The following is a 25,297-nucleotide window of genomic DNA, read 5'->3' as shown; positions in this document are numbered from 1 at the left end:
GATGAGTCTGATCTCCCTGAAAGATGTGAGCTTTTCCTATGAGGGAAGAATAGTTCTTTCGGGTGTGAGCTTCGAGCTTTCCGATGGCGACTACCTTTGCGTCGTCGGAGAAAACGGAGCCGGAAAAAGCACTCTTTTAAAGGGCCTTCTCGGCCTGAAAAAGCCTTCCGGCGGACAGATCCTATTCGGGGACGGACTTTCGAATTCGGAGATCGGATGCCTCCCGCAGCAGACGCAGACCCAGCGGGACTTTCCTGCGAGCGTGTGGGAGGTCGTCCTCTCCGGCTGCCTGAACCGTCTCTCCTTCTTCCCCTTCTACCGAAGAAGGGAGAGAGAGAGGGCGGAGCAGGCGATGGAGTATCTGAAGATCACAGGACTTCGGAAACATTGCTACCGGAATCTTTCGGGAGGACAGCAGCAGAGGACGCTTCTTGCGCGGGCGCTCTGTGCGACCAGCAAGCTTTTGATCCTGGATGAGCCGGTTTCCGGACTTGACCCGAGGGCTCAGCTGGAGCTCTATGAGCTCGTACGGGAGCTGAACCGAAAGCTCCACATCACGATCATCATGGTCTCTCATGACGTAAGGCAGGCACTTCCCTATGCGAACAAGGTCCTGCACCTCGCCCATAAGCAGCTCTTCTTCGGTGGCAGGGAGGAGTATCTCGAGACAGAGCTCGGGAAGGGATTTCTGAAGGGAGGAGAGCAATGAAAACACTGCTGGAGATGCTGTCCTACCCCTTTCTCGTGCGGGCGCTCATCGTGGGCTGCCTGGTCTCGCTCTGCGCGTCCCTCCTTGGGACGAGCCTTGTGCTGAAGCGCTATTCCATGATCGGGGACGGACTGTCCCATGTGGGATTTGCGGCTCTCGCCATCGCCTATGCCTTAAATCTCGCACCGATGTCGCTGTCCATCCCGGTCTGCGTGATCGCCGCCTTTTTTCTTTTGCAGCTGGAAGAGAATGCAAAGATCAAGGGGGATGCCGCGACGGCACTTCTTTGCAGCGGTGCGCTCGCTGTCGGCGTCATGACGATCTCTCTCACGACGGGGATGAATACCGATGTGTGCAACTACATGTTCGGAAGCATCCTCGCCATGAGCCCCTCCGATGTGGAGCTCTCCGTGGTGCTCAGCATTATCGTACTGCTCCTCTACCTTCTTTTTTATCCCAGGATCTTCGCCGTGACCTTCGATGAAAGCTTTGCAAAAGCGAGCGGAACCAATACCCGGCTCTACAACATGGTGATCGCGCTGCTCACGGCGGTGACGATCGTACTCGGAATGCGGATGATGGGAACTCTCCTGATCTCAAGCCTCATCGTCTTTCCTTCTCTCACGGCGATGAGGATCTGCAGGACCTTTCGCTGGACGGTTTTGATGTCGGCACTCTTCTCGCTTTCGGGCTTTCTCGTGGGAATTATCCTGTCCTACCTCTACTCGATTCCGACCGGGGCGTCCATAGTTGTGATTGACATCCTCCTCTTCTTTTTCTTCTCTGCGGTGGAAATGCTGCGGGAGAGGAAGTAGACAGAGGGAGACGGAAAGGAGAAGTGGAAATGAAGAAAAGCGGAGCGCCGTTTCGGCGCAGCTGCCTTCTTGTTTTTTTGACCGTCTTCGCCCTTTTAGCGCTGAGCGGCTGCAAAAAGAGCAGTGACGTCCGAACGGTACCGGGAGCCGCTCCCTCCCGGAAGTCGATCTCGGAGGCTGCGGCTTCCTCAGAGGGCGCTGTCTCGGAAAAGGAGGCCGCATCGATGGCCGCAGAGCTGGATTCCCTGGAGGCGAAGGAGCAGTCGAGCCTGGATGCCTCCCGGGCGGAGAGCGCGGCGGCATCCGGAGAGTCGATCGAGAGCTCCAAGGCAGCGGGAAATGACGGCGCGAGCCTTCCTCCGGTCCCGACGATCGAGACCTCGATCGGGGCGAACGGGGAGGTTTATCCGCGGGACGAGTATCCCTATGACATCGAAAAGGACAGAAAAAGCTTTGACCCGGAGAAGATCGATATCCGGATCGGCGATCACCACTATGCGACACAGATCAACGACTTCTATACGAATTTCAAGGACTACGATGGAAAGACGGTGGAGATTGAGGGCTATTACATGGACTTTGGCGGCTATACCCTGGTGGGGCGCCGCGGCCCGAGCTGTCCCTACTGCACCGGGGGCTATGTGAATTTTGAATTTAAATCCGATCAGGATCTCTCGAAACTCCGCTCCGAAAAATCCTGGATCCGGGTGAAGGGGATCCTCCGGGAGGGAACCTTTTATCTCACGGAGAATGCGACGCAGAAGATATACTATATAGAGGCCATTGAGCTCACAGAGCTCCCGGAGGTCGGCCTGGATACTGTGACAGACTGAGAAAGTCTTCTCCGCAGCCTGATCCTGATGTCACCGGCACAGAAGGATCGCTCCGAGTCTGTCAGAAGGCAGACTTCCCTGTTCGAAATCCGGCTTCATGGAAGAGGCACTTCTCCGGGAAAAGCACTTATGGACACTTTGAATCTGCCTGAAAGCAGACTTCTTCGCCGGACAGCTGGAATTTGTCTGAAAGCAGGCCTCTTCGTCGGACAGCTGGAATCTGCCTGAAAGCAGGCTTCTTCGCCCGCCCGGCAGTTGACAAAGCCTGCGGAGATGGGTAGAATACTTTTACTGTAAAAAGCTCCTGATTCCGTTCGGCTTCCAGAAACCTGGAAGCCGGGCTTTTACTGTATAAGTCCCCGCCGGGCGACAGAATGGACGCCGTGTTTGCACGAGCGTCCGTTCCGGCATCTGGCGGGACAAGCGCTGTGAGGCAAAAGTGATACAGCCTTGCCTGCCGTTTTATCTGCCCGGCAGAGTATGCTCTCGCTCCGGCTGCCGCAGCCGGCGGCACATAAGCGTAGAAGTCTGCCATCAGGCAGACTCGGAGCGTACTTGAGTCTTCTTGTAGAGAAGTGCCTCCCGGAGGGAGGTCGGCTGATGCCTCCGGGGTGAAGCCGGGCCCCTGAATACCGGGGCTGCAGACGGACAAAATGGCAGGGCGGGAATCTTGAGCGCTGAAGTCTGTTTTATGATATCAGCGAGGAACAAGGACAGAACGGAACCGGACTTTTTCCGGGGATTTCGGAAGCAGATCAAAGATCAACAGAAAAAAGTTCAACAGGGAAAAGGATCGAAAGGACTAATCGACGTGGCTGAGGGGAAGAAAAATTTATTGACGAGGGCCGGTCTCAACAAGTATGAGGCGGAGCTCCATGACTTAAAGGTGAACCGCCGGCAGGAGATCGCGGGAAAGATCAAGGAAGCAAGAGAACAGGGGGATCTCTCGGAGAATGCAGAGTATGATGCGGCAAAGGATGAGCAGCGGGAGATCGAGGAGCGCATCGTGCAGCTCGAGCTGCTTTTGAAAAATGCGGAGGTCGTGGACGACACGGAAGAGGGCAGCATCAATATCGGCTGTCATGTGAAGCTTCTCGATAAGGAATTCGACGAGGAGGTGGAATATACCATTGTCGGCTCCACGGAGGCGAATTCGCTGCAGGGGAAGATTTCCAATGAATCCCCGGTGGGGAAAGCGCTCCTCCATCACAGGGAGGGGGATACCGTGGAGGTGGAGACGCAGAATGGTGTCCTTCAGTTCACTGTCCTCAGCGTGGAAAAGGCAAATCTGGAGGACTGAAGACAGGAGGGGGAGATGGGAGAGAAGCAGAAGGAATTAAAAGGGCAGGGCGCGGAGCCGGTGGACATGAATCATATCCTCAGAGCTCGCCGCGACAAGCTTTCGGAGCTTCAGGGAGCGGGAGAGGACCCCTTTTTGATCACAAAATTCGACCAGAGGGAGCATTCTCTGGAGATCCGGGAACACCCGGAAGCCTTTGAAGGGAAGACGGTCTCCGTGGCGGGGCGCATCCTCTCGAAGAGAGTCATGGGAAAGGCGAGCTTTTTGCATCTCCAGGACCGGGAGGGGAAGATACAGGTCTATGTCACGAGGGACTCCCTCGGAGAGGACAGATACCGCGGCTTTAAAAAGCTGGACATCGGTGATCTGATCGGCGTGGAGGGCTTTGTCTTCACCACGAAAATGGGGGAGATCAGCATCCATGCGGAAAAGCTCACGCTTCTCTCCAAGTCCCTCTATCCGCTGCCGGAGAAGTTCCACGGCCTGCAGGACACGGATGTCCGTTACCGCCAGCGCTATGTGGATCTCATCATGAACGAGGACAGCCGAGCGGTATTCGTGAAGCGCTCCCGGATCATCCATGAGATCCGAAGCTTTCTCGCGGACCGGGATTTCATCGAGGTCGAGACTCCCATGCTTGTGGATAACGCGGGCGGAGCGGCCGCAAGACCCTTTGAGACGCATTACAATGCGCTTGACGAGGATGTGAAGCTTCGGATCTCTCTTGAGCTCTACCTGAAACGTCTCATTATCGGCGGGCTGGAGCGGGTTTTCGAGATCGGCAGAGTCTTTCGAAACGAGGGACTCGATACCCGCCATAACCCGGAGTTTACGCTGATGGAGCTCTATCAGGCCTATACCGACTATAACGGGATGATGGAGCTTACGGAATCTCTCTTCCGTCATATCGCAGAGAAGGTCTGCGGGACAAGCCTTATCTCCTACCAGGGGACGGAGATCGACCTCGGAAAACCCTTTCGGAGACTCACGATGACGGAGGCGGTGAAGGAGGCCACCGGCATTGATTTTGATGAGATAAAGGAGCTGGAGGAAGCCAGAAGACTTGCAAAGGAGAGGAATATTCCCTTTGAGGAGCGCCACGGAATCGGGGATATCGAGAATCTTTTCTTTGAGGAGTTCTGCGAGGAGAAGCTCATCCAGCCCACCTTCGTCATGGATCACCCGGTCGAAATCTCTCCACTCACAAAGAGAAAGCCCGAAGACCCCTCGAAGGTCGAGCGCTTTGAGCTCTATATCTACGGCAGAGAGATGTGCAATGCCTACTCCGAGCTGAACGATCCGATCGACCAAAGAGAGCGCTTCCTGGCGCAGGATGCGCTGGCTGCCGCCGGTGATGAAGAGGCCAACCACACGGATGAGGACTTCCTCCATGCGATGGAGATCGGTATGCCTCCCACAGGCGGGATCGGCTACGGCATCGACCGTCTGGTTATGCTCTTCACGGATACACCTGCGATCCGCGATGTGCTTCTCTTCCCCACACTCAAGAGCTTGTCAAAGGATAACACTCAAGTACATGAGGACAAAAAGGACGAGGAAGCAGCATCTGACAATAACGGATTCTTCACTCCGAATGATAAGATCGACTTCTCCAACGTGAAGATCGAGCCTTTGTTTGAGGAAGAAGTAGACTTCGATACTTTCAGTAAGTCTGATTTCAGAGCTGTTAAGGTCAAGGCCTGCGAGGCAGTTCCGAAGTCAAAGAAGCTCTTGAAGTTCGTTCTGGACGACGGAACCGGCACCGACCGAATCATTCTTTCCGGAATTCATGTTTATTATGAGCCGGAAGAGCTGGTTGGAAAGACCCTGATCGCCATCACCAATCTCCCTCCGAGAAAGATGATGGGCATCGACTCCTGCGGAATGCTTCTCTCCGCTGTCAATAACAAGAAGGACAGTGATGAGGAGGAGCTCCACCTTCTGATGGTGGACAACCACATCCCGGCAGGCGCGAAGTTGTACTGATCCGACTGAAAGTACTTGGGTTTGTGTAACAAGTTGCAGACCTGGATAAATTCCCGGACATGAATTGCAACGTGCATGCAACGAATCCGCAGTTTTTGTTAAAAAACTACAGATTCTGACATGTAGCAAGACAGAAATCATAGAGTACCCATTGAGGCACTTTCTTTAGAAGAGATTCTGAAGAAGGGGCCTCTTTTTACCGCTTTGATGGGGTTGTTCTCATTAACCGGGATATCTTCGATGCTTATCTGGAGAAGTTCCGACAGGAGCCTCTAACCCATGGCCAGGTTCGAAAGGTGAGAAATCACTGGGAGCAGATAAAGGATGAAGGGTAATTTATGGAAGATTTCAGATCGATTGGATGAGACTGACATCCGCTTCGCACGGAAGCAGTTCTTTGATCTGAGGTCGGGGTACGAGCACTACGGACTGACAGAAAAGGTGATCCTTCGTATGGCAAGAGAGGCTGGAGTGCTCTACAAGATCGACACCACTTATCGGGTTCGGAGAGATTTTCGAGATGCCAAGCTCGCTGGCAACCCTGACGGTTGAGCCGGTTTCCTGGGCCGGCTTTATGGCTTGACCCTTATATTCATGGTCGTACTTGCGTCCTTTATTAGCCATTGTTGTAATCATCCTTTCTCTCATTGATTATAAACGTAATCCGTGAAGGAAAGGTGCCAACTTTATTTATACAGGATCAAACGACCATTCCTATGTCTCAGTTATAGCCGTTTTCGGACTCATTGTACAGCGCTACAGGGCGAAAAAATTGAACTTTTGATTGCAATCCGGACGAAACTGGAAGTTACCTTTTCAAACTGGAACCTCGGATTTCAACCGACCCATATTAAACAGACAGCGATTTCGAAATGGTAAGTACAGGTTGGGTATGTAAAAATAATTACTTGCCCTTTAACTGTCCCTTTGATAAAATATGGGATAGTTAAGGGGAGAGTTAGAAGCGCAGCTTTCTTATTCAAGAAGGAGGAAATGATGGCCATCCCGATCAATGTAGAAGAACTGCTCCGTCAACGCGTGATAGAAAGTCCACGCATAGAATACAAGGCAGACTGGAATCCGGAACCGATTTTACATTCTATTACTGCCTTTGCCAATGATTTTGATAATCTTGGTGGCGGCTACATTGTAATAGGCGTTGAAGAACAAAACGGTTATCCAAGGTTCCCGGTTAAAGGACTTGAGAAAAACATGCTGGATACTATCCAGAAGGAAGTTTTCAACAAATGCAACTTTATTGAACCCCGGTATATACCGGTCATAGAACCGGCCTTGATTGATGGACGGGATGTCCTTATTTTATGGGTTCCCGGAGGAGACGATCGGCCCTATAAATGCCCGGTCAAAATATACACGGAGAAAGGCGCAAAAAAAAGCGAAAAGGCATATTATATTCGGAAAGGCTCCAACACCATCCGTGCAAATACATTGGAGGAACGGGAGCTGATCGGTCTGGCGAGGAATATTCCGTTTGACGATAGAACAAATCCTCATGCTCAAATAGCGGATATGCGTTCCAGCCTGCTTTCAGAATATCTTCATGAAATTGATAGCGGTCTGTACGAAGGTTCGCTCTCCCGTACAGTTGAAGATGTGGCAACAGATATGAGGCTTATTGGTGGTCCCCCGGAAGCAAGAAAACCTATCAATGTAGGATTGATGTTTTTTAATGAAAGACCGGACAAATTTTTTCCTTACAGTCGGATTGAAGTAGTGGACAAGCCTGATCCGACCGGGGTCGGAATGAAAGAACGAATTTTCACAGGGCCGCTTGACCGACAGCTGCGGGATGCTCTGTCGTATATCAGAAATTATGTCATAGCAGAGTATGTCACTAAGGTCCCTGATCAGGCAGAGGCGATCCGCGTGTACAACTGGCCTTACAGGGCAGTTGAGGAAGCACTCAGTAATGCTGTCTACCATCGTTCCTATCAGATTCATGAGCCAATTACCGTAACGGTTACTCCTGAACGAATGGAAATCCTGAGTCTGCCAGGACCTGACCGCTCCATCACGGATAATGATCTGGAAAAGAGAGTGCTGGTTTCAAGCCGATACCGGAACAGACGAATCGGTGATTTTCTCAAAGAATTAAAGATGGTTGAGAGAAGGAATACCGGCATTCCGCTGATTGTGAATGAGATGAAAAACAACGGTTCTGATTTGCCGACCTTTAAGACGGATGAGGACAGAAGTTATTTCCGCGTGATTCTACCTGTTCACCCAGCATTTCTTGAGAAAAATAAAAATGATGCGAGAGAGCCGAAAGTGGAGAAACATTCCAAACGCAGGAACAGAGAAGATCTAAAACAGCTTGTTCTTGAAGTACTAAAACAAAAAGGTGATCTGTCAATGAATGAGTTGGCTACGGAACTTGGATATAAGAGCTTGAACGATACACTTCGGGCTGTTGTTAAGGAAATGCTGGAGACAGGAGAAGTTGCATATCTATATCCAGGTAAACCTAATAGTAGAAACCAGAAGATTTGTTTAGTGAAATGATCTCACTTAAGTTGAGTGTAATAGGAAACAAGGGAATTAGTAAAATTGTGGTCGGTTGAAATCCGAGGTTGGGGTGCGGACAAAAACCTGGATATCATGATACCTTTGTGAGAACAGATGAGGTAGACCAAGGAGCAGATTATCGTCGCACTGACATTATATAGCGCAGCGGGCTCGGCAAATACAGTCATACAAACACTGGGATATCCTTCAAATCCAATGCTTTATCACTGGATTGAAAAGTATCCGGAGTATTTATCTAAGCCACATGTTCGACACTATAAGCAAGCAACAGCCGAATGGAAGGAGCAGGCAATTCGTCGTTGCCTGATTGATGGCGAGCCTGTAAGATCAATAGCAGAAGATATCGGATACACTGAGTCCATTGTATATCAATGGCTACGGTCTTACAGAGAAAAAGGAATCTGCTTCAACATGAAAAAAGCAAAGAAAACGACTCCCTCCGATCTTCAGGCGGCGGACAATATCGAGGATCCGAAAGAAAAAATGCTTGATATGCAGATGGAGATCGCTATCCTGAAGGAGACAATCAATGTCTTAAAAAAAGACCCCGGCGTCGATCAGACAGTTCTCAGGAACAGAGAGAAGGCAGTGATCATCGGCGCCCTGAAGAATAAATACTCACTGCCAAAACTCTGCTTTAAGTTGGAAATCCCCAGAAGCAGCTATTATTATCAAAAGGCTGCATTACGGGCAGATGATAAATACCGCGAACTGCGGAGCCGAATCATCAAGGCTTTTCAGGACAACGGATGTGTTTATGGATACAGAAAAATCCATCAGCTTCTGAGGCAGAAGGGAACAATCGTTTCTGAAAAGATCGTCCGCAGAATCATGAAGGAGGAATCCCTTGTTGTCAAGATACGCAGGAGACGTAAATACAACTCTTATCAGGGTGAACTTAGCATGGCCCCGGAGAATCTCTTCAATCGTGATTTTCATGCGGATAAACCGAATGAAAAGTGGCTCACGGATATCACGGAGTTTTCCATTCCGTCCGGGAAGGCATCTCTGTCCCCTGTCATTGACTGTTTTGATGGAATGCCTGTCAGTTGGAGGATGGGAGTCTCTCCTAATGCCAATCTGGTAAACGCAATGCTGAGAGATGCTATCAGTACACTGGATCCAGAAGAGAAACCCATGATCCATTCCGATCGCGGATGTCATTACCGATGGCCGGAATGGATCAAAATAGTTAATGACGCAGGACTCACAAGATCTATGTCGAGAAAAGGCTGTTCACCAGACAACGCTGCCTGTGAAGGCTTCTTCGGACATCTAAAAAACGAGATGTTCTATAACCGCAGTTGGTAAAATATGAGATCGACGGTTATATTCGCTGGTACTGCACAGATCGAATCAAATCAACACTCGGAGGACTCAGTCCTCTTCAGTATAGAAAGGAGTTGGGGGTGGCTGTCTAAAAAAATGTCCGCACCCCCCAATCCAGAACTGGATGAATCGTCTGACCTGTAAATCCTTCACTTATGCTTCGCTGGAGGAACTCTTCTCTACGGTCCTGCCTGATATTGCAATTTAGATTATCTTTTAATGCGAAAAACACACATTAAAAGCACATTAAAAGCACATATAAATGGGATATAGTGGAGATGCAGGAGGTGATCTGTATGGCGGTAGCAGCTGATATGACAAACTTTACATTCAAGATAGATAAAAAGACCAGAGAAGAATACAGCTCATTATGTGATTCTCTTGGCCTTACAATGTCCTCTGCAACTCTTGCACTCGTGAGACAGGCAATCAGAAATCAGGGAATGAGTTTTTCACTTCGTGACGAGAATGGATTTACTCCAGCTGAGGCGACAGAGCTTAAGCGAAGAATCAGTGATGTGAGAAAAGGGAATGCAGTTCATTATGATCTGGCGGAGGACTGATTATGCGGACTTTGCTTTGGCAGTCCGATGCCTGGAAAGAATATACGGAACTTCAGTCTGATAAAGCTCTGCTGAAAAAGGTCAATAATCTGATCAAAGATGTAATGCGGAATGGCCATAATGCATCCTATGGTAAGGTGGAGATGCTAAGAGGCGATTTCGCTGGTTTTGCCAGCGTCAGGATTGACAATACAAGGACCATTAATAGAGAATTGAAATTTTAAATAGTTTGTATTGGGAAAGCATCCGAAAGGCTACCTTTTTTGTTAGTATTCCATGCTGACGGCAGCATCATAACGGACATTGTACTTTTCCAAAAGTAACGCTGGAATTTTAGAATTTACACCATTATACAGATATTACCATTGGACGCTGCGAATTCAATAAGACGAATACGAGAATGTTCTTTGATGTGATCGACCGACGTTATAACAAAGAAGGCCCGAACACACTTATCCTGACAAGCAACCTCCAGCCTTCAAGATGGGGAGAGTTCTTTGGCGAGAATTCCTCGCTGCTCTGCTCCATGGACCGGATTTTCGATATGGCGACCGTGTTCAACATCAAAGGGCAAAGTTATCGAGGAAAACAGCTTCAGACAGTGACACTGGCGGCTGGACAGCCGTCTTCGCTACCAAAGGCAAGTAGATAACAGAAAGGAAAGACTGATGCATTGGTCTTTTTATTTCGACTGATTTGGCGATTTTAATCTGACTTTTCATTGGCGATTATCGCCCGCCGCTAACACCGGCTTAACTGCCTGGATTTTGTACTCCTGATCGTACTGTCTGTTAGTTGCCACCGTAAACGCCTCCTTATTCTCTTGATTATAATGAACCCCTTGAGAATAAGATGTCAACTTTATTTATACAGCATCAAAATAAAAAACTGCCACAGTACAGGCGCACGGGTGCGTCGGTAAAAGTAGCAGTTTAGGTGTCTTATGAAATTGGAACTGAGGTCATATTAGCAGAGTGGGAACAGAACGTCAATTACTATCCGGGATATTCTTCAGATAATTTCCCACGACAACTGCATTATCGACCACATCATCAAAAGAGAGATGTGCAGCATATTTCTCTTCGGAGGTATAATTGCTCCAGTCGTTTTTCAGTGATTCCTGCGCTTTCACTTCTGCGCAGATGGATTTATAATTTATCAAAAGTTCAGAGGAGTCTCTTTTCTTTGCAGTATGTTCAACAGCCAGTTTGAAGTGAGCCGGACTGATAGTATCTTTGTAAAGATGGAAGAGGACATACAGATCGTAGAAATCCCTTGACCTTGTATTTGTTATTCCTCTGCGGATAACGGTCTCATACTTTTCTGCGAGGATTGTTTCCGTAGTGTATGCAAACACATCTATGTCCCTATCATCGAACATCGTATGGAACGAATACTCGATAGCGGCAGGAGTGATCTCATCGCCGGTAGTGATGTCGATTTTCATTTTGTTCTTTATCCTGCCGTATTCTGCGATGAAGTGAAGACGGAAATTGTTGTAATCGTCATCTTCACGGATCGGCTCAATACGCTCAAAGTGGAAGATGATCCCGTCACCGGCGTCGATGGCAAGTACTCTTTTATGATCCGCTCGATATTTTCTTCGGTCATATCAATGCCACGGACGGTGGTATCCATGTCCATAGTGGTTCTCTCGGATATGCCAATCATGGAAGAAATCAGCAAGCCGCCTTTTAAGACAAAGTTCTTCTTATACTGGGACTGTGATAAGCGATCCAGTATGCGCTCGAACATAAATATCTGCAAGACCTCTTGGGCGTGAAGGTCTTTCTCTTTGGCTATGTTACGGATTGCACCTTTAAGCTGTTCCGGTGTTTTCATTGGTGTGGCTCCTTTCAGCCCGTCAGTATATCCATGTAATCTCTGACAGGACGTTCTATATGGAATATCTTTGCATATCTGATAAGCTGCGCATGATTGTTATTTCTGTCCTTAAAGTATTCACGCAGGGCTTGAAGATATAGCTGCTTGTCAATTTTGTCTTTTCTCTGGATCAGGTCGATTATACATCTTTCCTTATCATAAAGGCGGACTTTATGGCCGTCCGGTGATAAGGTCTCCGTAATGCCGACACTCCATTTATCGGCATTTATATAATGTAATCTGATATTCTTATTGTCTTTTTTTAGTCTGGTCGCATTGAATCCCTGTGGTACGGAAATGTCCCATACATGAGGAGTACGGTCTGACATATCCCAGAGGTAAAGTGCAGTTCCATAGGAATAGATTATCCTCGGATTGTTCGCCTGTATGATCTGGAGATCATCCGGGAACTCGTCTGCATAATAATATATTCCCCGGCTTTCTTTTACAAGTATGCCTTCATCTATAAAAGTGGGTATCAGTACACGGCTGATGCCTGCTTTTTCTATTTGTGAGGTGGTTATCATGCCACCGTCTTTTTTCGCAAGATCTTTAAGTATCTCAATTCTTTGCTCTCGAAGTTTTGACATTTTACATCACCTCCTAGATGCTTACACGCTTTAATTATATAATAATAAAGTTGATATGTAAATATCTTGAAAGGAATTTTATTTTTTCAAATTTTATACCCACATTTCGACCTCGGATTTACTTCTCTGTAATGAAGGACGGAATCAGGAGCTATTCGTAGAAAGGATAACTATGACTATGAGCGGCTATGAATTCGATCCAAATGATAAAGATGGGAGTTTAAGGGACAGGTTTGACTGTTACTGCAAGGCGAGTAATGGTAAACTCTATGTTTGACTGCTTCGATCCGGCTGTCTTAGGACTGGCAATGGCTACCAACATGAAGGCCCCGTTGTGTGCCCGAACCCTGAGGAATGCTCATAAGGCTTACCCGGGGATCGAAGGCACGATCTGCCATGGTGATTGCGGAGTACAGTACACCAGTGATTGTTACCGTAGAGCCGTCCGGGACTGCCATATAACACAGAGCATGAACAGTGATGGTGGCCGTTGCTATGATAATGCTCCCGAGTTTGCCACTTAATCCTCCTGAACTGATATAAGTTTTGGTCGGTTGAAATCCGAGGCGGGGATGCGGACAAAAACCTGGACTCTCGCAGATGACAGACGAGGAATTTGATGCATTAGAGCCGATTCCAGACTTTGATGCGTGAAGTCTACGAAAGGTTTTTGCAGTAAACCGCAAAAATCTTTCATAGAGCAGTTGTAAATCAGCCTCGAACGGGGTATGATCCTATTAAAGATTTCTGCGGAAAACCGCAAAAATATTTAATAGGAGGTGCTGTACATGGAAATCAAAAGAGATCGCTACTTGAATACACTCATCAGTAAGAAGCATAACGGCCTTATTAAAGTCATAACCGGTATGCGCAGGTGCGGCAAGTCATATCTCCTCTTTACGTTTTTTAAGGAGCATCTGCTGTCTGAGGGCGTAGATGAAGCGCATATTATCGAGATTGCTTTTGATGCTTTTGAAAATAAGAAGTTTCGCGATCCGGATGTCTTGTATCCGTATCTGAAGGAGCAGATCAAAGATGATGCTATGTACTATGTGCTGCTTGATGAAGTACAGCTGCTGGGTAAATTTGAATCTATTCTCAACAGCCTGATACGCATGAAAAATGTGGATGTATATGTAACTGGAAGCAACGCCCGTTTCCTCTCCAAGGATGTCATTACTGAGTTCAGGGGTCGTGGGGATGAGGTGCATATGTATCCTTTAAACTTTGCGGAATTTATGTCAGTTTATCAAGGAACAAAGCAGGACGGCTGGAATGAGTATATGCTCTATGGCGGCATCCCTTTGGTGCTTGAATTTAGCACTCCGGATCAAAAAATTGTGTTTTTGAAATCTCTTTTTGAGGAAACCTATATTTCAGATATCGTCGGCAGGCATAATATTCGCAATAAGGCAGAATTGGAGGAACTTTTGAACATTCTGTCCTCGGCTATCGGTTCTCTGACCAATCCGGAAAAACTGTCAGCGACATTTCAAACGGTTAAGAAAAAGAAGATCAGCAATGTGACAATTAAGCGGTATATAGATTATCTCAGTGATTCCTTCCTGATTGACAGCGCAATTCGCTATGACGTGAAGGGAAAGAAATATATTGGCACGCCGGTAAAGTATTATTTTACGGATATGGGGCTTCGCAATGTCAGATTGAATTTCCGACAGATTGAAGAAACTCACAGCATGGAAAATATCATCTTCAACGAACTGAGGATGAGGGGCTTCAATGTGGATGTGGGTGTTATTGTGCAGTATGACACTAATGAGAAAGGCAACGGCATCCGTAAGCAGCTGGAAATTGATTTTGTCTGCAATCAGGGTTCCAAACGCTATTACATTCAGTCTGCTTATGCGGTTCCTGATCAGGCAAAAATGGAGCAGGAGCAAAGGTCTTTGATGTTGACCGGAGATTTCTTCAAGCGAATTATCATTACCAAAGACACACCTGCACCGTATTACAATGAGTCTGGCGTGTTGATTATGAGTGTTTATGACTTTCTGCTGAATGAGAACAGTTTAGAGAACTAAGGAGTATGGAATTTTGAACGGGCATAGCTGTGCATCGCCTCCTATTACGACAAATTTCCATTAAGTCACAGGCCCCCCTTGACTTTACTCCTGATTATACTGTATCATTAAAAACGAATTAAGATTCGCTTTTATAAGGAGGAGTGATTTGGCTCAGGTATTAAAAGATGAAATATTCGAGCGCATCTTCCATGCGGGAGTAGATGTGTTTTACGAAAAGGACTACCGCAGTGCCAAGATGCAGGAAATAGCGGAAAGAGCAGGAATACCGGTCAGCCTGATTTATAATTACTATAAGAATAAAGCGGAATTGTTTGATAAGATCGCTTCCTCGCTGCATGTGAACTATGACAAAATTGCCTTTGAGGAAGAACAGGCTGACGGTCTTCCGTCAGAGAAGTACAAGAATGTAGCTGAGGACTATATTCTTGATTTACTTGAAAACCATAAGATATTTGTCATTCTCATGGATAAAAGTCAGGGAACTGGCTACGAGCTTGCAAAGGAGCAGTTGATCCGCTCCATCGAAGAGCATATCAAGCGGCAGCTTGGCAAGAAAACTCACATTTCCTATAATGATATGCTCTGTCATATTCTTGCCAGCAACTTTGCAGAGGGCATATTGGAAGTTGCAAGGCATTATAAAGATCGTAAGTTTGCCCACACCATGCTTTCCCTCGTGACAAAGTGCTATTATGAAGGCGTAAACTCTTTGTGAAGAGGGTCTTATGCTTACCCGCTTTGGATCATCATAAGCCCTATTCTTTCGCGCGCGAGTTAGTTATTTATAACTATTATTTTGGACAAATAACGAATAGAAATTCGTTTTTAAAAGGAGGTTGTACTACATGACAAACCAACAGGAACTTGTGAGACAGATAACAGGCAAAAACAGACTGTCCAACATCATGCTGTGCTGCAAAATCATTTTTGACCTGATCCCACAGGTGCTTTTAATCCACATGGTTGGCTTATATTTCGCAGCGTCACTTACAAGAGGACGGATCTTCCGGGAGTGCGGCGTGATGCTGATCTGTTTCATTGGAAAGGCTGTCTGCGCGTACTTTGCAACATGGACGGCCCATAAAGCAGCTTACACCTGCTTGACGGATTTGAGACTGCAAATCATCCGACATTTGAAAAAGCTGTCTCTTGGTTTCTTTCAGGAACGAAAGACGGGCGATCTGACAAACGTTGTGCAGCACGACGTGGAACAGGTGGAGGGGTATCTTGCTCATGGCCTGCCGGAAATTATGTCTGCAACCATTCTTCCGGCCGTTGTTTTCCTCGTCATGTTGTGGGTAGATTGGCGTCTGGCTCTCGTAATGATCACAGGGCTTCCGCTGATGTGGGTCACGAAAAGAATCTCTGTCCCGCTTTGGACAAAAAACTTTAAGATATACGCCGATTCCGTGACAAGGATGCAGGAAAACGTCATGGAATATGTTGCGGGTATTTCCGTCATCAAAGCGTTTGGGAAAGAGGAAAGCAAAACTGAAAAAACAATTCAATCGGCAAAAGACTATGATTATTGGGTAAAGAAGTCGATGACTGGAATTTCTGTCCCGATGGGATTGATTATCTTGTTCATGGAATCTGGTGTCGTCTTTGTGATGATCCTCGGTACCCATCTTCTTTCTGTCGGGCAAATCGAACTTCCGCGGCTGATTCTTTCGATTGTTTTAGGCGGACTGTTTACATCCTCCATTACCAAGGTCGCAACTCTCCAGCATTACGGGATCGTGTTCAAGCAGGCCATGAAAGGGATTTGGTCAATCCTGGGCGTCGCTGTCCCGAACAGGCCGGAGCAAAGTGCCGATCCGCACAATGGCGAGATCGTCATTTCAAATCTGAACTTTGCTTATAACGGCGGCGGGAAAGTGCTGGAGAACATCAATCTTCGTTTTCCAAAGGACAGCAAGACGGCACTGGTTGGAGCCTCCGGCTGCGGAAAAAGTACGCTTGCCAATCTGCTTATGGGCTTTTGGGAGCCGACAGACGGGCGCATTACCATAGCGGGAGAAGATACGGCGTTCTTTTCTGAGCAGCAATTAAACCGTCTTTTTTCCATCGTTCAGCAGGAAGTCTTTCTCTTTAATCTGAGTATGGAAGAAAACATACGGATTGGAAAGCCGGAGTCCGGAATGGAAGAAATCATGGCGGCAGCGAAGAAAGCCCGAATCCATGATTTTATCATGTCCTTACCCAATGGCTATCAGACCCTGGCGGGAGAAGCAGGCGTCAAGTTCTCCGGCGGGCAGAAGCAGCGGATTTCCATTGCCCGCATGATCCTGAAGGACGCACCGATCATCATTTTGGACGAAGCAACCGCGGCGGTAGATACGGAAAACGAAGCCTTTATTCAGGCGGCAATCGACGATTTGAGCCGTGATAAAACCGTCATTATGATTGCCCACCACTTAAACACCATCCGGGATGCAGATCAGATCATCGTCATGGATAGCGGGAGGATTATCGATACAGGCAGACATAACGCGCTGCTTGAGCGCTGCATCCTGTATCGAAAGATGGTGGAGGATCAAAACAAGGTCGATAACTGGAAGATCAAGGAGGTGTCCCTATGATTAAGGAAATCTGGAATACCCTTACCCCCAGCGGGAAACGCTCTTTCTCGCTCTCTGTCATGGGCTTTACCCTGTATGCTCTTTCAGGGACGGCTATGATGTATATCGTTTTGAAAGCACTGAAAGCCATTATTTCAGGCGGCGGCAATCTGCTTTGGTATTGGGCCTGCCTGGCCGCCTGCCTCCTGATAAAAGGCAGCAGCAATATACTTGCAGACGTGAGAAAACACTATGCGGGGTTTGACATTGTCTATCAGGTACGCAAAAACATCATCTATCGCTTGAAAGAGTTTTCGCTCGGCTTTTATACCAACGAGCGTTTGGGTGAGATCAGCACCATCATTCATAAAGACGTAGACAAAATGGAAATGGTTGTAGGTCATGTGTGGACGCGGATGCTTGCCGATTTTATCGTGTCTGTCGTTTTGCTTACGGCCCTGGCCGTTTACAGCCCGAAAATGGTGCTGCTTATGGTATCGGCCTTGCCTGTCGCAATCCTGTTTCTTATTCTGGGATTGAAGCGCGCGAAGCGGTTAGAGAAAGAAGCCGGAAATGATCTTGCCGATATGGTGAGTGTCTTTGTGGAATATGTAAAAGGGATTCCCCTCCTGAAAGCATTTTCCGAAAGCCGCCGCTTTGAGAAAAAGGTGGAACAGACAGCCCGCGATTTCGGACAGAGCAGCAAGGCGGTATCCGGAAATCGGGCAGCGGTCTTGTCCGTCTATGGCTTCATCATCGATGTCTCTTTTTGGATCATGCTCACCGCCGGATTGTTCCTGCTGCTGACGGGAAAGCTCCCTGTTTACGGTTTCTTGCTCTTTGTCATTATCAGCCGCGAGTTTTACAAGCCCTTCCTTGCGTTGGAGAGCCATTGGGTGAATTATCTGATGGTAACAGACAGCTACCGCCGCATCAAAAAGATTAGTGAAGCTGAAACCGTCTCAGAGCCGGAAAAGCCGATCCACCCCACGGAATACTCGATTTCCTTTGAGGATGTGTCTTTCTCTTATGAGGAAGGCGGCTTCACCATGCAGGACATCTCTTTCCGTACACCGGCACGAACACTCACTGCCCTTGTCGGCGGCTCAGGCTCCGGCAAAACGACGATTACAAATCTCCTGCTGCGCTTTTGGGATGTAATGGACGGTGCAATCCGCATTGGCGATGTGGATGTACGTGATATAAGCTACGACGAGCTTTTAGGCTCTGTCAGTATCGTCATGCAGAACGTCCGGCTTTTTGCGGATACCATCGAGGGGAATATACGGCTTGGAAAGGCAGCGGCCTCACGGGAAGAAATTGTTACCGCTGCAAAAAAGGCACGCATCCATGACTCTATTATGTCGCTTCCTGACGGTTATCAGACCATGATCGGAGAAAACGGCGTGGGGCTTTCCGGCGGGCAGAAGCAGCGGCTTTCTATCGCGCGCGCTTTTTTGAAAGACGCCCCGATCCTGCTTTTGGACGAGATCACAAGCAACGTCGATCCGGTCAACGAGGCTTTGATCCAGGAGGCCATTTCGGAGTTGGCAAAGGATAGGACGGTTTTGGTAATCGCCCATCATTTGAGTACGATCCGCAGCGCAGATCAGATCTTGGTATTCCAAGATGGCCGGATCGTTCAATCGGGGCAGCACGAAGCCCTGCTGTCGGATACCAAAGGATATTATTATAAGCTGTGGAATTGCACAAATAAGAGGGATTATTAAGGTTTGACAATTCTATGTATACTTTCTTCCTGTTTTGGAAGTGTTAAATGAAGCTCTATTCTTCCGGCGAGAATGATTTAAAAGCAATTTGTATTCTGCATAAAGAGAGAGGCATGCTTCGATCTGTGGACGCGGCAACGTACATGGGAGGATCTAAGCCAAGCGCAGTCATGCTGTCAAATCACTTCAAGACTGCGGCGTGGTCTATCTTGATTTATGGCATTATTTGTGGTAGGAATACGATCGGGTTGTTTTATGGCTATGCAGCATGAACTACTTAGGACTCATGCAGTGATATGAGGGATCTACATGCACGTGAGCTATAACAACTTATGGAAGTTATTGATCGACAAAAGGATGAGCAAGAGCGAGCTTCGTGATGTCATGAACATGAGGTCTAAGACAGCTGCAAAGATGGGGAAAGAAGAAACTGTGTCTACAGAAGTAATTATGCTAAGAAACGAATTCGCCGAAAGCGTCGCAATGGATGATAACACTGCCCCGTCAGATCCTTCCGAGGAGGTGATCGTTCCTCCCAAAACCATGATGGAGCGAAAGATCGACCGCTGGAAGCGGGAACTTCTGGATACCGGCAAGCGGAATAAGATGATCAACTACCGGGAGACGAAGCGGACGACGCTAAAGATCCTGGAACCAGGTCCAAAGGAATTGTTCAACCTGCTTGCTGTCAGTGAGAAGACGCTGATTTTCCAGCGGCCAATCAGCAAGAACTCCGATTTCAGGATATATTCTATGCTGGCGCTTTTGGAAACCCTGTCATATTCAATGCCGGTACATGTAGGTGATATCAAGGCAGAAGGAACTGTTATGGAACGGGAGAGGACCTTGAAGAATCTCCGTTCCAAGACAAAGCTCGCTCAGGAAGAGCAGGGAACCAATATCCTGTACTTGTCCTTCGGATTTATTCTCTGGAAGGAACACAACAGGGACAGCTCTCCCTGGCTGAAATCTCCGCTTCTGATGATGCCGGTGCAGCTGGGGCTAAAGTCTCTCAATGCGCCTTACACCATCAGCAAGTACGATGGTGAGATCGAGATCAACCCTACTCTGGATTACCTGTTCAATCAGAATTTTGGGATCGATCTGCCAACATTCGATCTAAAGAACAAGGATTCCTTCGAGAACTATCTTGAACAGATCGAAAAGATTATTGATAAAAAGGGCTGGAAGCTTGTGAGAGAGGTCAGCCTCGGGCTGCTGTCCTTCCTGAAGATCAGCATGTATCACGATCTCAATCATAATCTGCAGCGGATGATGAACCATCCGGTTATACGGGCAATCTCCGGAGACAGGCATGCCATTGGTGAACTGCCGTCACAGGCGCGCGATTTTAATTTCGATAAGACGAGGCCGACGGAGTGGCATGAGGTGGTCGATTCGGACTCCAGCCAGGAAGAGGCGATCTTCTTGTCAAAGCTTGGCGTGAGCTTTGTGATGCAGGGACCCCCGGGTACCGGCAAGAGTCAGACCATTACCAATATTATCGCGGAGGCATTGGGAGAGGGAAAGAAGGTTCTGTTTGTCGCCGAGAAGTCCGCCGCTCTGCAGGTCGTTCTGAAGCGGCTGACGGAGGCTCGTTTGGATGATTTCTGCCTGTCTCTTCATAATTACAAGGCAAACAAAAAAGAAATTATCGACAGCATTGGTGCGAACCTTGGCCTGAGCCAAGGTTATATAGACGGCACCGCCATGGGGGAGCTGACGGAACTCTTTCACGACCGTCAATACCTGGACGAGTATGCGGAGGAGCTTCACAAGAAGATGGAACCCTTTGGGGAGAGCGTATATATGGTATTTGGAAGGCTGGAGCGACTTTCCGATGCCACAGCCATCGAGTTTAAGCTTAAAAACCCCACCAGGATCAGCAAAGAGGAGTTTTCCTCCCTCCTCTTTCTGGTGGATACCTTCGAGAAAACGCTGAATGCGATGGATGGATCACTTACGGATAATCCCTGGGCGAATACCACGGCAACTAGCTCCGGACAGATATTTAAGACAGAGATGATGAACGCCACCGAGGGCTTGCAGCGAAATCTTGAGGAGATGGAAAGACTTCTCGTCTTGCTGAATCGGGACTTTGCTTGTCAGCTGGAGCCTAAATGGAGCGGGCTTTCCGTCCGCTTGGCTCAATACGAGAAAGTATTTACGCTGCCGCTGTTTCCGGCGGATTGGAGAAGTCGGGAACGGCGCAATCTGCTTAGGAGCAGAGCTGTCCGGGAAGAGGAAAAGCGGAGCTGTGAGCGGAAGCATGCAGATCTTTGCAAATCTCTTTCAGAGAAGATAGGAACGGAGTGGATCGTCCATGCCATCAGCCTTTCAAGAGATGATCTGTCCATGCTTATCAATCGAAAGGGGTATTCGAAGAGGGCAGAAGAGGCTCAGTCTGCATCTGAATACAATACTGAAGTGCTCGCTTTCCTGGATTATACACAGGAGAGTACAGAGGGAATAATAGAAAACTACCGGGAAGCAGCGAAGCTTTTTGACTTACCGGAGGGAGATAAGCTGTCCGATGTGATCACGGTTGTAAGGATCCTGAAAACCATGCAGGATGCTCCGAGGATGGATTTGGACTGGTTTAATGTGCAAAAAACTGCTTCCTATATGGAGCAGGCCGAGCAGGCGAAATGCCATCAGGCGACATACGTGCAGAAACGTGCCGGAATTCTTGAAAACTGGGAGAAATCCGTACTGGATCTGGACGTTGAGGAATTGCTTTCACGTTTCAAAATCAGATATACGACGGATTTTTACCATAAGAAAGAGAATATTGATCGTGATCTTACTCGACTTCGTGCCATGTACAGATCTGTCGGTGTCTATATTGAAGATACGGAAATCATTGCTATGCTTCAATCTCTTGTAGATATGAATGCGGAGAAGAAATGGTTTGCAGATAATGATGCCCGCATTCGCGGCGTGCTGCCAATGCTCTATGAAGGGGAGGATACGGACTGGGATTATGTTCTTTCGTCTGTCCGTGCCCTTGCAGATGAGGCAGCCACACACCAGATGAAGCTGAAGCAACTGACGGAGCAGCTGCTTTCTGACTGGGAGTCAGGAATCCTCTCGATGGATTCTGCCTCTATGCTGAACCGCTTTAAGACGGAATACGTCGGGCTTTTCCATAAGATGAAAGCCGCCTACAAAAAAGACATCAAGCAGATGCGCTTATTGTCCAAATCCGTAGGGGCACAGATAACAGATACGGCGATTGTTGCTGCGCTTCAGCTCTTAGATGAGATCAAGGCAGAGAGGCAATGGTTTTCTGAAAATGCGGAACGATTTTCAGCGCAGATTCCGGCTTATTATCGTGCGGAAGATACCGACTGGGGAATGGTTGACCGGGAAACCGTAAAAATTGTGGATGAGGCGAGGAAGCATCGGGCTGCCTTGAATGAAAAGAAAGTCGGAATCCTGAAAAAGTGGGATGTCTCCGCTTTGGAAATCGATCCGGTGGATATTCTAAGACGATTCCGCGAAGAATATACCGAGAAATACCGGATCACAAATGATCTATATAAACAGGACATTGCCTATCTGATGGGCTATTCAAAGCGTATCGGAGAAAAACTTACAGGAGCAGCTGCGGCGGAGCTTCTGGCTGCCATCAAGGAAGTCAACACAGAAAAAGCGTGGTATCAGGATAAAGACGTTTATCTTCGTGAGAGTTTTCGGCAGAATTACGCGGGATTGGATACCGACTGGGATAAGGTGATCAGGGGCATTCGCATTGCTGTGGATGCGGCCGCACAGAGTCCTGGACGCGCGATACCGGAAGAGACGATCCGGTCTATTTTGGATGCGATGGGGGATCCTGAAAAGGAATCCGTTATACAACGTCTTTCTGAAGATCTGGCGGAAGATAAGATTATGGAATGTGCCAGTGACATACAAAAGGCACTGGACACTCCGGATCTTCCACTAAAACTTTCCCTTAAGTCCACCATTCTTCCTGGTATTAAGAATGTGAGAGGGCAGGAAGAAAAGATCCGCTCTTTGATTGCAGTACTGGATGCGGCAAGACGAGATGAGAGATCCACTTGTCGGAATATCAAAGAACTGGCAGAAATATTTGATGCTCTTCACGGGGAGATGAGCTGGTTTATCAGCAATACACTCCAGTTTAAAGAAAAAGAAGAGGAACTCTCCAAGTGCACTTTAGCGCAGCAGATGGAATTTGCATCTGCGATTACATCACGGTATGCGGGGAGAACAGAATATATTCGTTCGGGGGATCTGGAAGTGATGTTCGGTGAAAAGTATGCCGGCTTAAATACCGATTGGCAGCGGATTCGACAGGAAATTGATGCGGTATCCGCCTTCGAAAACCAAGGCGCAGCGGAGGAAATCGCCGGATTTATCAGTATCGTATCGAATGATATCACGAAAAGGGATATAGCTGCCAGTCAGTGCAGAAAAATCCGGGAACTCCTGGAAGCCGGAGAAAAGGGCTTCACATATTTCGATGGCCTCTTCCCGAGCCTGGATATGAAGAACACTGCATTTCATGAGGTGGCTGAAAAGTATACTGCCTGCCTGAATGGGTTTGGTGAACTGAACAAATGGATTGATTTCACAGAGAGCAGGAAGGAATGTGACGCGAAAGGGCTTGAGGATTTTACAGAAAAGATCGTAAAGAGGAATCCTCCCGTGAAGGATGTCCGCGCAGCCTTTGAGCGCGGATTCTATGTGCAATGGCTCAATCTTGCTGTTGATGATGTACCGGCAGTACAGACCTTTCGCCGGAGCGTTCATGAACAGCGCCTTGAAAAGTTTATAAAGCTGGATGAGAAACAGTTTGAGATCTCAAAAGCACGTATCAGAAAAAGCATCGTCCGTACATTTCCCGGCAGGAATTCCATAACCAGTGCCGGGTCTGAACTCGGCATTCTTCGGCATGAGATGGAGAAGAAGCGCAGAATTATGCCCCTTAGGAAGCTTTTCCACGAGATTCCGACACTGCTGCTTACGCTGAAGCCGTGTCTTATGATGTCACCGCTTTCAGTGGCGTATTTTCTGAATGCGGAGGATTACCACTTTGACATGGTTATCTTCGATGAAGCTTCGCAGATATTTCCCCAGGATGCAGTGGGAGCAATATTCAGGGCGGATCAGGTCATTATCGCAGGGGATACCAAGCAGCTTCCGCCGACAAATTTTTTTTCTGCCAGCACCGGAAACAGCGGCGATGATTATGACGAGGATCATGATGATTACGAGGAGGTTTACGATTCCATCCTGGAAGAGATGGAAAATGTGCTGCCAAACCGCACATTATTATGGCATTACCGCAGCAAGTATGAACATCTGATTGCCTTCTCGAACCAAGAGATCTACAGGAACGAGCTGGTCACTTTTCCGAGCAGTCATGGGAATGAGCCGGATACCGGTGTTGAGTTTTCCTTTGTGGAAGGAGCTTATTACGACAGGGGCGGAAAGAGAAACAATATCCTGGAAGCAAAACGGTGTGTGGAGCTTGTAAAAGAACATATCGAAAAACATCCGGAAAGATCGTTGGGGATCATTGCCTTAAGTGAAGCACAACAGCAGACGATTCTGAATGAGATCCAGAAATTCAGAGAGGAGAATCCAAAGTACGAGTCGTTCTTTGCAGAGGACAGGGAAGAGGAATTCTTTGTTAAAAACCTTGAGAATGTGCAGGGGGATGAGAGAGATACCATCTTCTTGAGCGTCTGCTATGCAAGAACCAAGGCACAGATACAGAGTGATAAGCCTATGACCATGAACCTTGGCCCGGTGATGAAGGCCGGCGGAGAACGCCGTCTGAATGTTGCCGTAACCAGGTCAAAGATTAATGTGAAGCTGGTCTCATCCATTCTGCCTTCCGATATTGATCTGAGCAGAACGGAGTCAGAAGGCATTCGTATGCTCCGATCCTATATAGAGTTTGCCATGCATGGCGGGGCTGCACTTGTATCTGCGAATCAGAGCACCATTCCGGATGACTTTGTCCATGTGATTTACCGCTTTCTCTCCGAAAGGGGCTATAAGGTAAGGCAGTATATCGGCTGCTCCGGCTATAAAATTGATATAGCGGTAGAGCATCCGGAACTGCCGGACGAGTTTGTGGCAGGGATAGAGTGTGATGGCTTATCCTACGCATCTGCGCGGACGGCCCGCGACCGCGACCGGCTGCGCAGTGCAGTCTTGAAGAATATGGGCTGGAATCTGTACCGCGTCTGGTCCGCAGAGTGGTATCGCAATCCTGAAATGGAAGGGCAGAAGCTGGTGAAATTTATCAGCCATGCGATTGCTGAGGCAGAGGAAAGACTGGAGGCTGTAAGAGTGCAGAAGGCGGCAGAGGAAAAAAATCATCAGGGAGAGGCCAAATGGGAGCGCCTGCTCCTGAAAGAGGGCTGA

Annotated in this window: 20 protein-coding genes and 4 pseudogenes; 21 read left to right on the top strand and 3 right to left on the bottom strand. The window is 47.9% G+C overall.

Going from position 1 to position 25,297, the window contains the following annotated elements; genetic code table 11:
• Position 1: 1 nt before the first annotated feature.
• From HMPREF1986_RS09505 to HMPREF1986_RS13860, 13 genes and pseudogenes are all read left to right on the top strand, one after another.
• Positions 2-709, top strand: a complete 708-nt coding sequence (locus tag HMPREF1986_RS09505) for a metal ABC transporter ATP-binding protein (protein ID WP_021774624.1) — start codon at positions 2-4, stop codon at positions 707-709.
• Positions 706-1,524 carry a metal ABC transporter permease gene (locus tag HMPREF1986_RS09500; RefSeq protein WP_009215912.1) on the top strand — a complete coding sequence of 273 codons (819 nt, stop codon included), beginning with the start codon at positions 706-708 and terminating at the stop codon, positions 1,522-1,524. The genes HMPREF1986_RS09505 and HMPREF1986_RS09500 overlap by 4 nt, the downstream gene beginning before the upstream one ends.
• A 29-nt stretch (positions 1,525-1,553) precedes the next feature.
• Positions 1,554-2,357 carry a hypothetical protein gene (locus HMPREF1986_RS09495; protein WP_021774623.1) on the top strand — a complete coding sequence of 268 codons (804 nt, stop codon included), beginning with the start codon at positions 1,554-1,556 and terminating at the stop codon, positions 2,355-2,357.
• Positions 2,358-3,168: 811 nt separating this feature from the next.
• Positions 3,169-3,657, top strand: a complete 489-nt coding sequence (greA, locus tag HMPREF1986_RS09485; RefSeq protein WP_009215908.1) for a transcription elongation factor GreA — start codon at positions 3,169-3,171, stop codon at positions 3,655-3,657.
• Positions 3,658-3,672: 15 nt separating this feature from the next.
• Positions 3,673-5,643: a lysine--tRNA ligase gene (lysS, locus tag HMPREF1986_RS09480; protein ID WP_021774620.1), complete on the top strand. Its 1,971-nt coding sequence runs from the start codon at positions 3,673-3,675 to the stop codon at positions 5,641-5,643.
• A 179-nt stretch (positions 5,644-5,822) separates the two neighbouring features.
• Positions 5,823-5,978: pseudogene (locus HMPREF1986_RS13785) on the top strand (DUF6462 family protein); the annotation flags it as partial.
• Entirely contained in the window at positions 5,968-6,195 is a 228-nt protein-coding gene (locus HMPREF1986_RS09475) for a DUF6462 family protein (protein WP_021774619.1), read from the top strand. The pseudogene HMPREF1986_RS13785 and the gene HMPREF1986_RS09475, both read left to right, overlap by 11 nt.
• A gap of 441 nt (positions 6,196-6,636) precedes the next feature.
• Positions 6,637-8,166, top strand: coding sequence for an RNA-binding domain-containing protein (locus HMPREF1986_RS09470; protein WP_081688475.1), 1,530 nt, complete (start codon positions 6,637-6,639; stop codon positions 8,164-8,166).
• Positions 8,167-8,385: 219 nt separating this feature from the next.
• Positions 8,386-9,501, top strand: a complete 1,116-nt coding sequence (locus tag HMPREF1986_RS09465; protein WP_021774617.1) for an IS3 family transposase — start codon at positions 8,386-8,388, stop codon at positions 9,499-9,501.
• Entirely contained in the window at positions 9,495-9,611 is a 117-nt protein-coding gene (locus tag HMPREF1986_RS13865; protein WP_155978801.1) for an IS3 family transposase, read from the top strand. Before HMPREF1986_RS09465 ends, HMPREF1986_RS13865 begins: the two co-directional genes overlap by 7 nt.
• Positions 9,612-9,815: 204 nt before the next feature.
• Entirely contained in the window at positions 9,816-10,082 is a 267-nt protein-coding gene (locus HMPREF1986_RS09460; protein ID WP_036600149.1) for a type II toxin-antitoxin system RelB/DinJ family antitoxin, read from the top strand.
• A 2-nt stretch (positions 10,083-10,084) separates the two neighbouring features.
• A complete protein-coding gene (locus tag HMPREF1986_RS09455; protein WP_021774615.1) occupies positions 10,085-10,306 on the top strand; it encodes a type II toxin-antitoxin system YoeB family toxin in 222 nt (73 codons plus the stop codon).
• Between the two features lie 134 nt (positions 10,307-10,440).
• Entirely contained in the window at positions 10,441-10,734 is a 294-nt protein-coding gene (locus HMPREF1986_RS13860; protein WP_442950091.1) for an ATP-binding protein, read from the top strand.
• A 336-nt stretch (positions 10,735-11,070) separates the two neighbouring features.
• Here the strand turns inward: HMPREF1986_RS13860 and HMPREF1986_RS12640 are convergent.
• Together HMPREF1986_RS12640 and HMPREF1986_RS09440 are read right to left on the bottom strand one after the other, a co-directional pair.
• Positions 11,071-11,837, bottom strand: a pseudogene (locus tag HMPREF1986_RS12640) (nucleotidyl transferase AbiEii/AbiGii toxin family protein).
• Between the two features lie 101 nt (positions 11,838-11,938).
• Positions 11,939-12,556 (bottom strand): type IV toxin-antitoxin system AbiEi family antitoxin domain-containing protein, encoded by a 618-nt coding sequence (locus HMPREF1986_RS09440; RefSeq protein ID WP_021774611.1) that lies wholly within the window; start codon positions 12,554-12,556, stop codon positions 11,939-11,941.
• Between the two features lie 788 nt (positions 12,557-13,344).
• Between HMPREF1986_RS09440 and HMPREF1986_RS09435 the strand changes: the two genes are divergently transcribed.
• The 6 genes and pseudogenes from HMPREF1986_RS09435 to HMPREF1986_RS13855 all read left to right on the top strand — a co-directional run.
• Positions 13,345-14,598, top strand: coding sequence for an ATP-binding protein (locus tag HMPREF1986_RS09435; RefSeq protein ID WP_021774609.1), 1,254 nt, complete (start codon positions 13,345-13,347; stop codon positions 14,596-14,598).
• A gap of 148 nt (positions 14,599-14,746) precedes the next feature.
• A complete protein-coding gene (locus tag HMPREF1986_RS09430) occupies positions 14,747-15,316 on the top strand; it encodes a TetR/AcrR family transcriptional regulator (RefSeq protein ID WP_021774608.1) in 570 nt (189 codons plus the stop codon).
• Between the two features lie 130 nt (positions 15,317-15,446).
• On the top strand, positions 15,447-17,183 hold the full coding sequence (locus tag HMPREF1986_RS09425) for an ABC transporter ATP-binding protein (protein WP_021774607.1): 1,737 nt from the start codon (positions 15,447-15,449) through the stop codon (positions 17,181-17,183).
• A complete protein-coding gene (locus tag HMPREF1986_RS09420; RefSeq protein ID WP_021774606.1) occupies positions 17,180-18,892 on the top strand; it encodes an ABC transporter ATP-binding protein in 1,713 nt (570 codons plus the stop codon). The genes HMPREF1986_RS09425 and HMPREF1986_RS09420 overlap by 4 nt, the downstream gene beginning before the upstream one ends.
• Before the next feature lie 47 nt (positions 18,893-18,939).
• On the top strand, positions 18,940-19,164 hold the full coding sequence (locus tag HMPREF1986_RS09415) for a hypothetical protein (RefSeq protein WP_021774605.1): 225 nt from the start codon (positions 18,940-18,942) through the stop codon (positions 19,162-19,164).
• Between the two features lie 37 nt (positions 19,165-19,201).
• Positions 19,202-19,954 (top strand): annotated as a pseudogene (locus tag HMPREF1986_RS13855) (DUF4011 domain-containing protein); the annotation flags it as partial.
• Between the two features lie 57 nt (positions 19,955-20,011).
• Here the strand turns inward: HMPREF1986_RS13855 and HMPREF1986_RS13590 are convergent.
• Positions 20,012-20,152 carry a hypothetical protein gene (locus HMPREF1986_RS13590; RefSeq protein ID WP_242837371.1) on the bottom strand — a complete coding sequence of 47 codons (141 nt, stop codon included), beginning with the start codon at positions 20,150-20,152 and terminating at the stop codon, positions 20,012-20,014.
• Here HMPREF1986_RS13590 and HMPREF1986_RS13850 point away from each other — a divergent pair.
• Positions 20,132-20,473: pseudogene (locus HMPREF1986_RS13850) on the top strand (AAA domain-containing protein); the annotation flags it as partial. The gene HMPREF1986_RS13590 and the pseudogene HMPREF1986_RS13850 overlap by 21 nt on opposite strands.
• 366 nt (positions 20,474-20,839) lie before the next feature.
• Positions 20,840-25,297 carry an AAA domain-containing protein gene (locus HMPREF1986_RS09410; RefSeq protein ID WP_242837370.1) on the top strand — a complete coding sequence of 1,486 codons (4,458 nt, stop codon included), beginning with the start codon at positions 20,840-20,842 and terminating at the stop codon, positions 25,295-25,297.

The sequence above is a fragment of the Oribacterium sp. oral taxon 078 str. F0263 genome (assembly GCF_000469565.1).
In the GTDB taxonomy this organism is placed as follows: domain Bacteria; phylum Bacillota; class Clostridia; order Lachnospirales; family Lachnospiraceae; genus Oribacterium.
The sequence above is the reverse complement of the archived record's forward strand: the minus strand, read 5'-3'. Positions and strand labels throughout refer to the sequence as shown.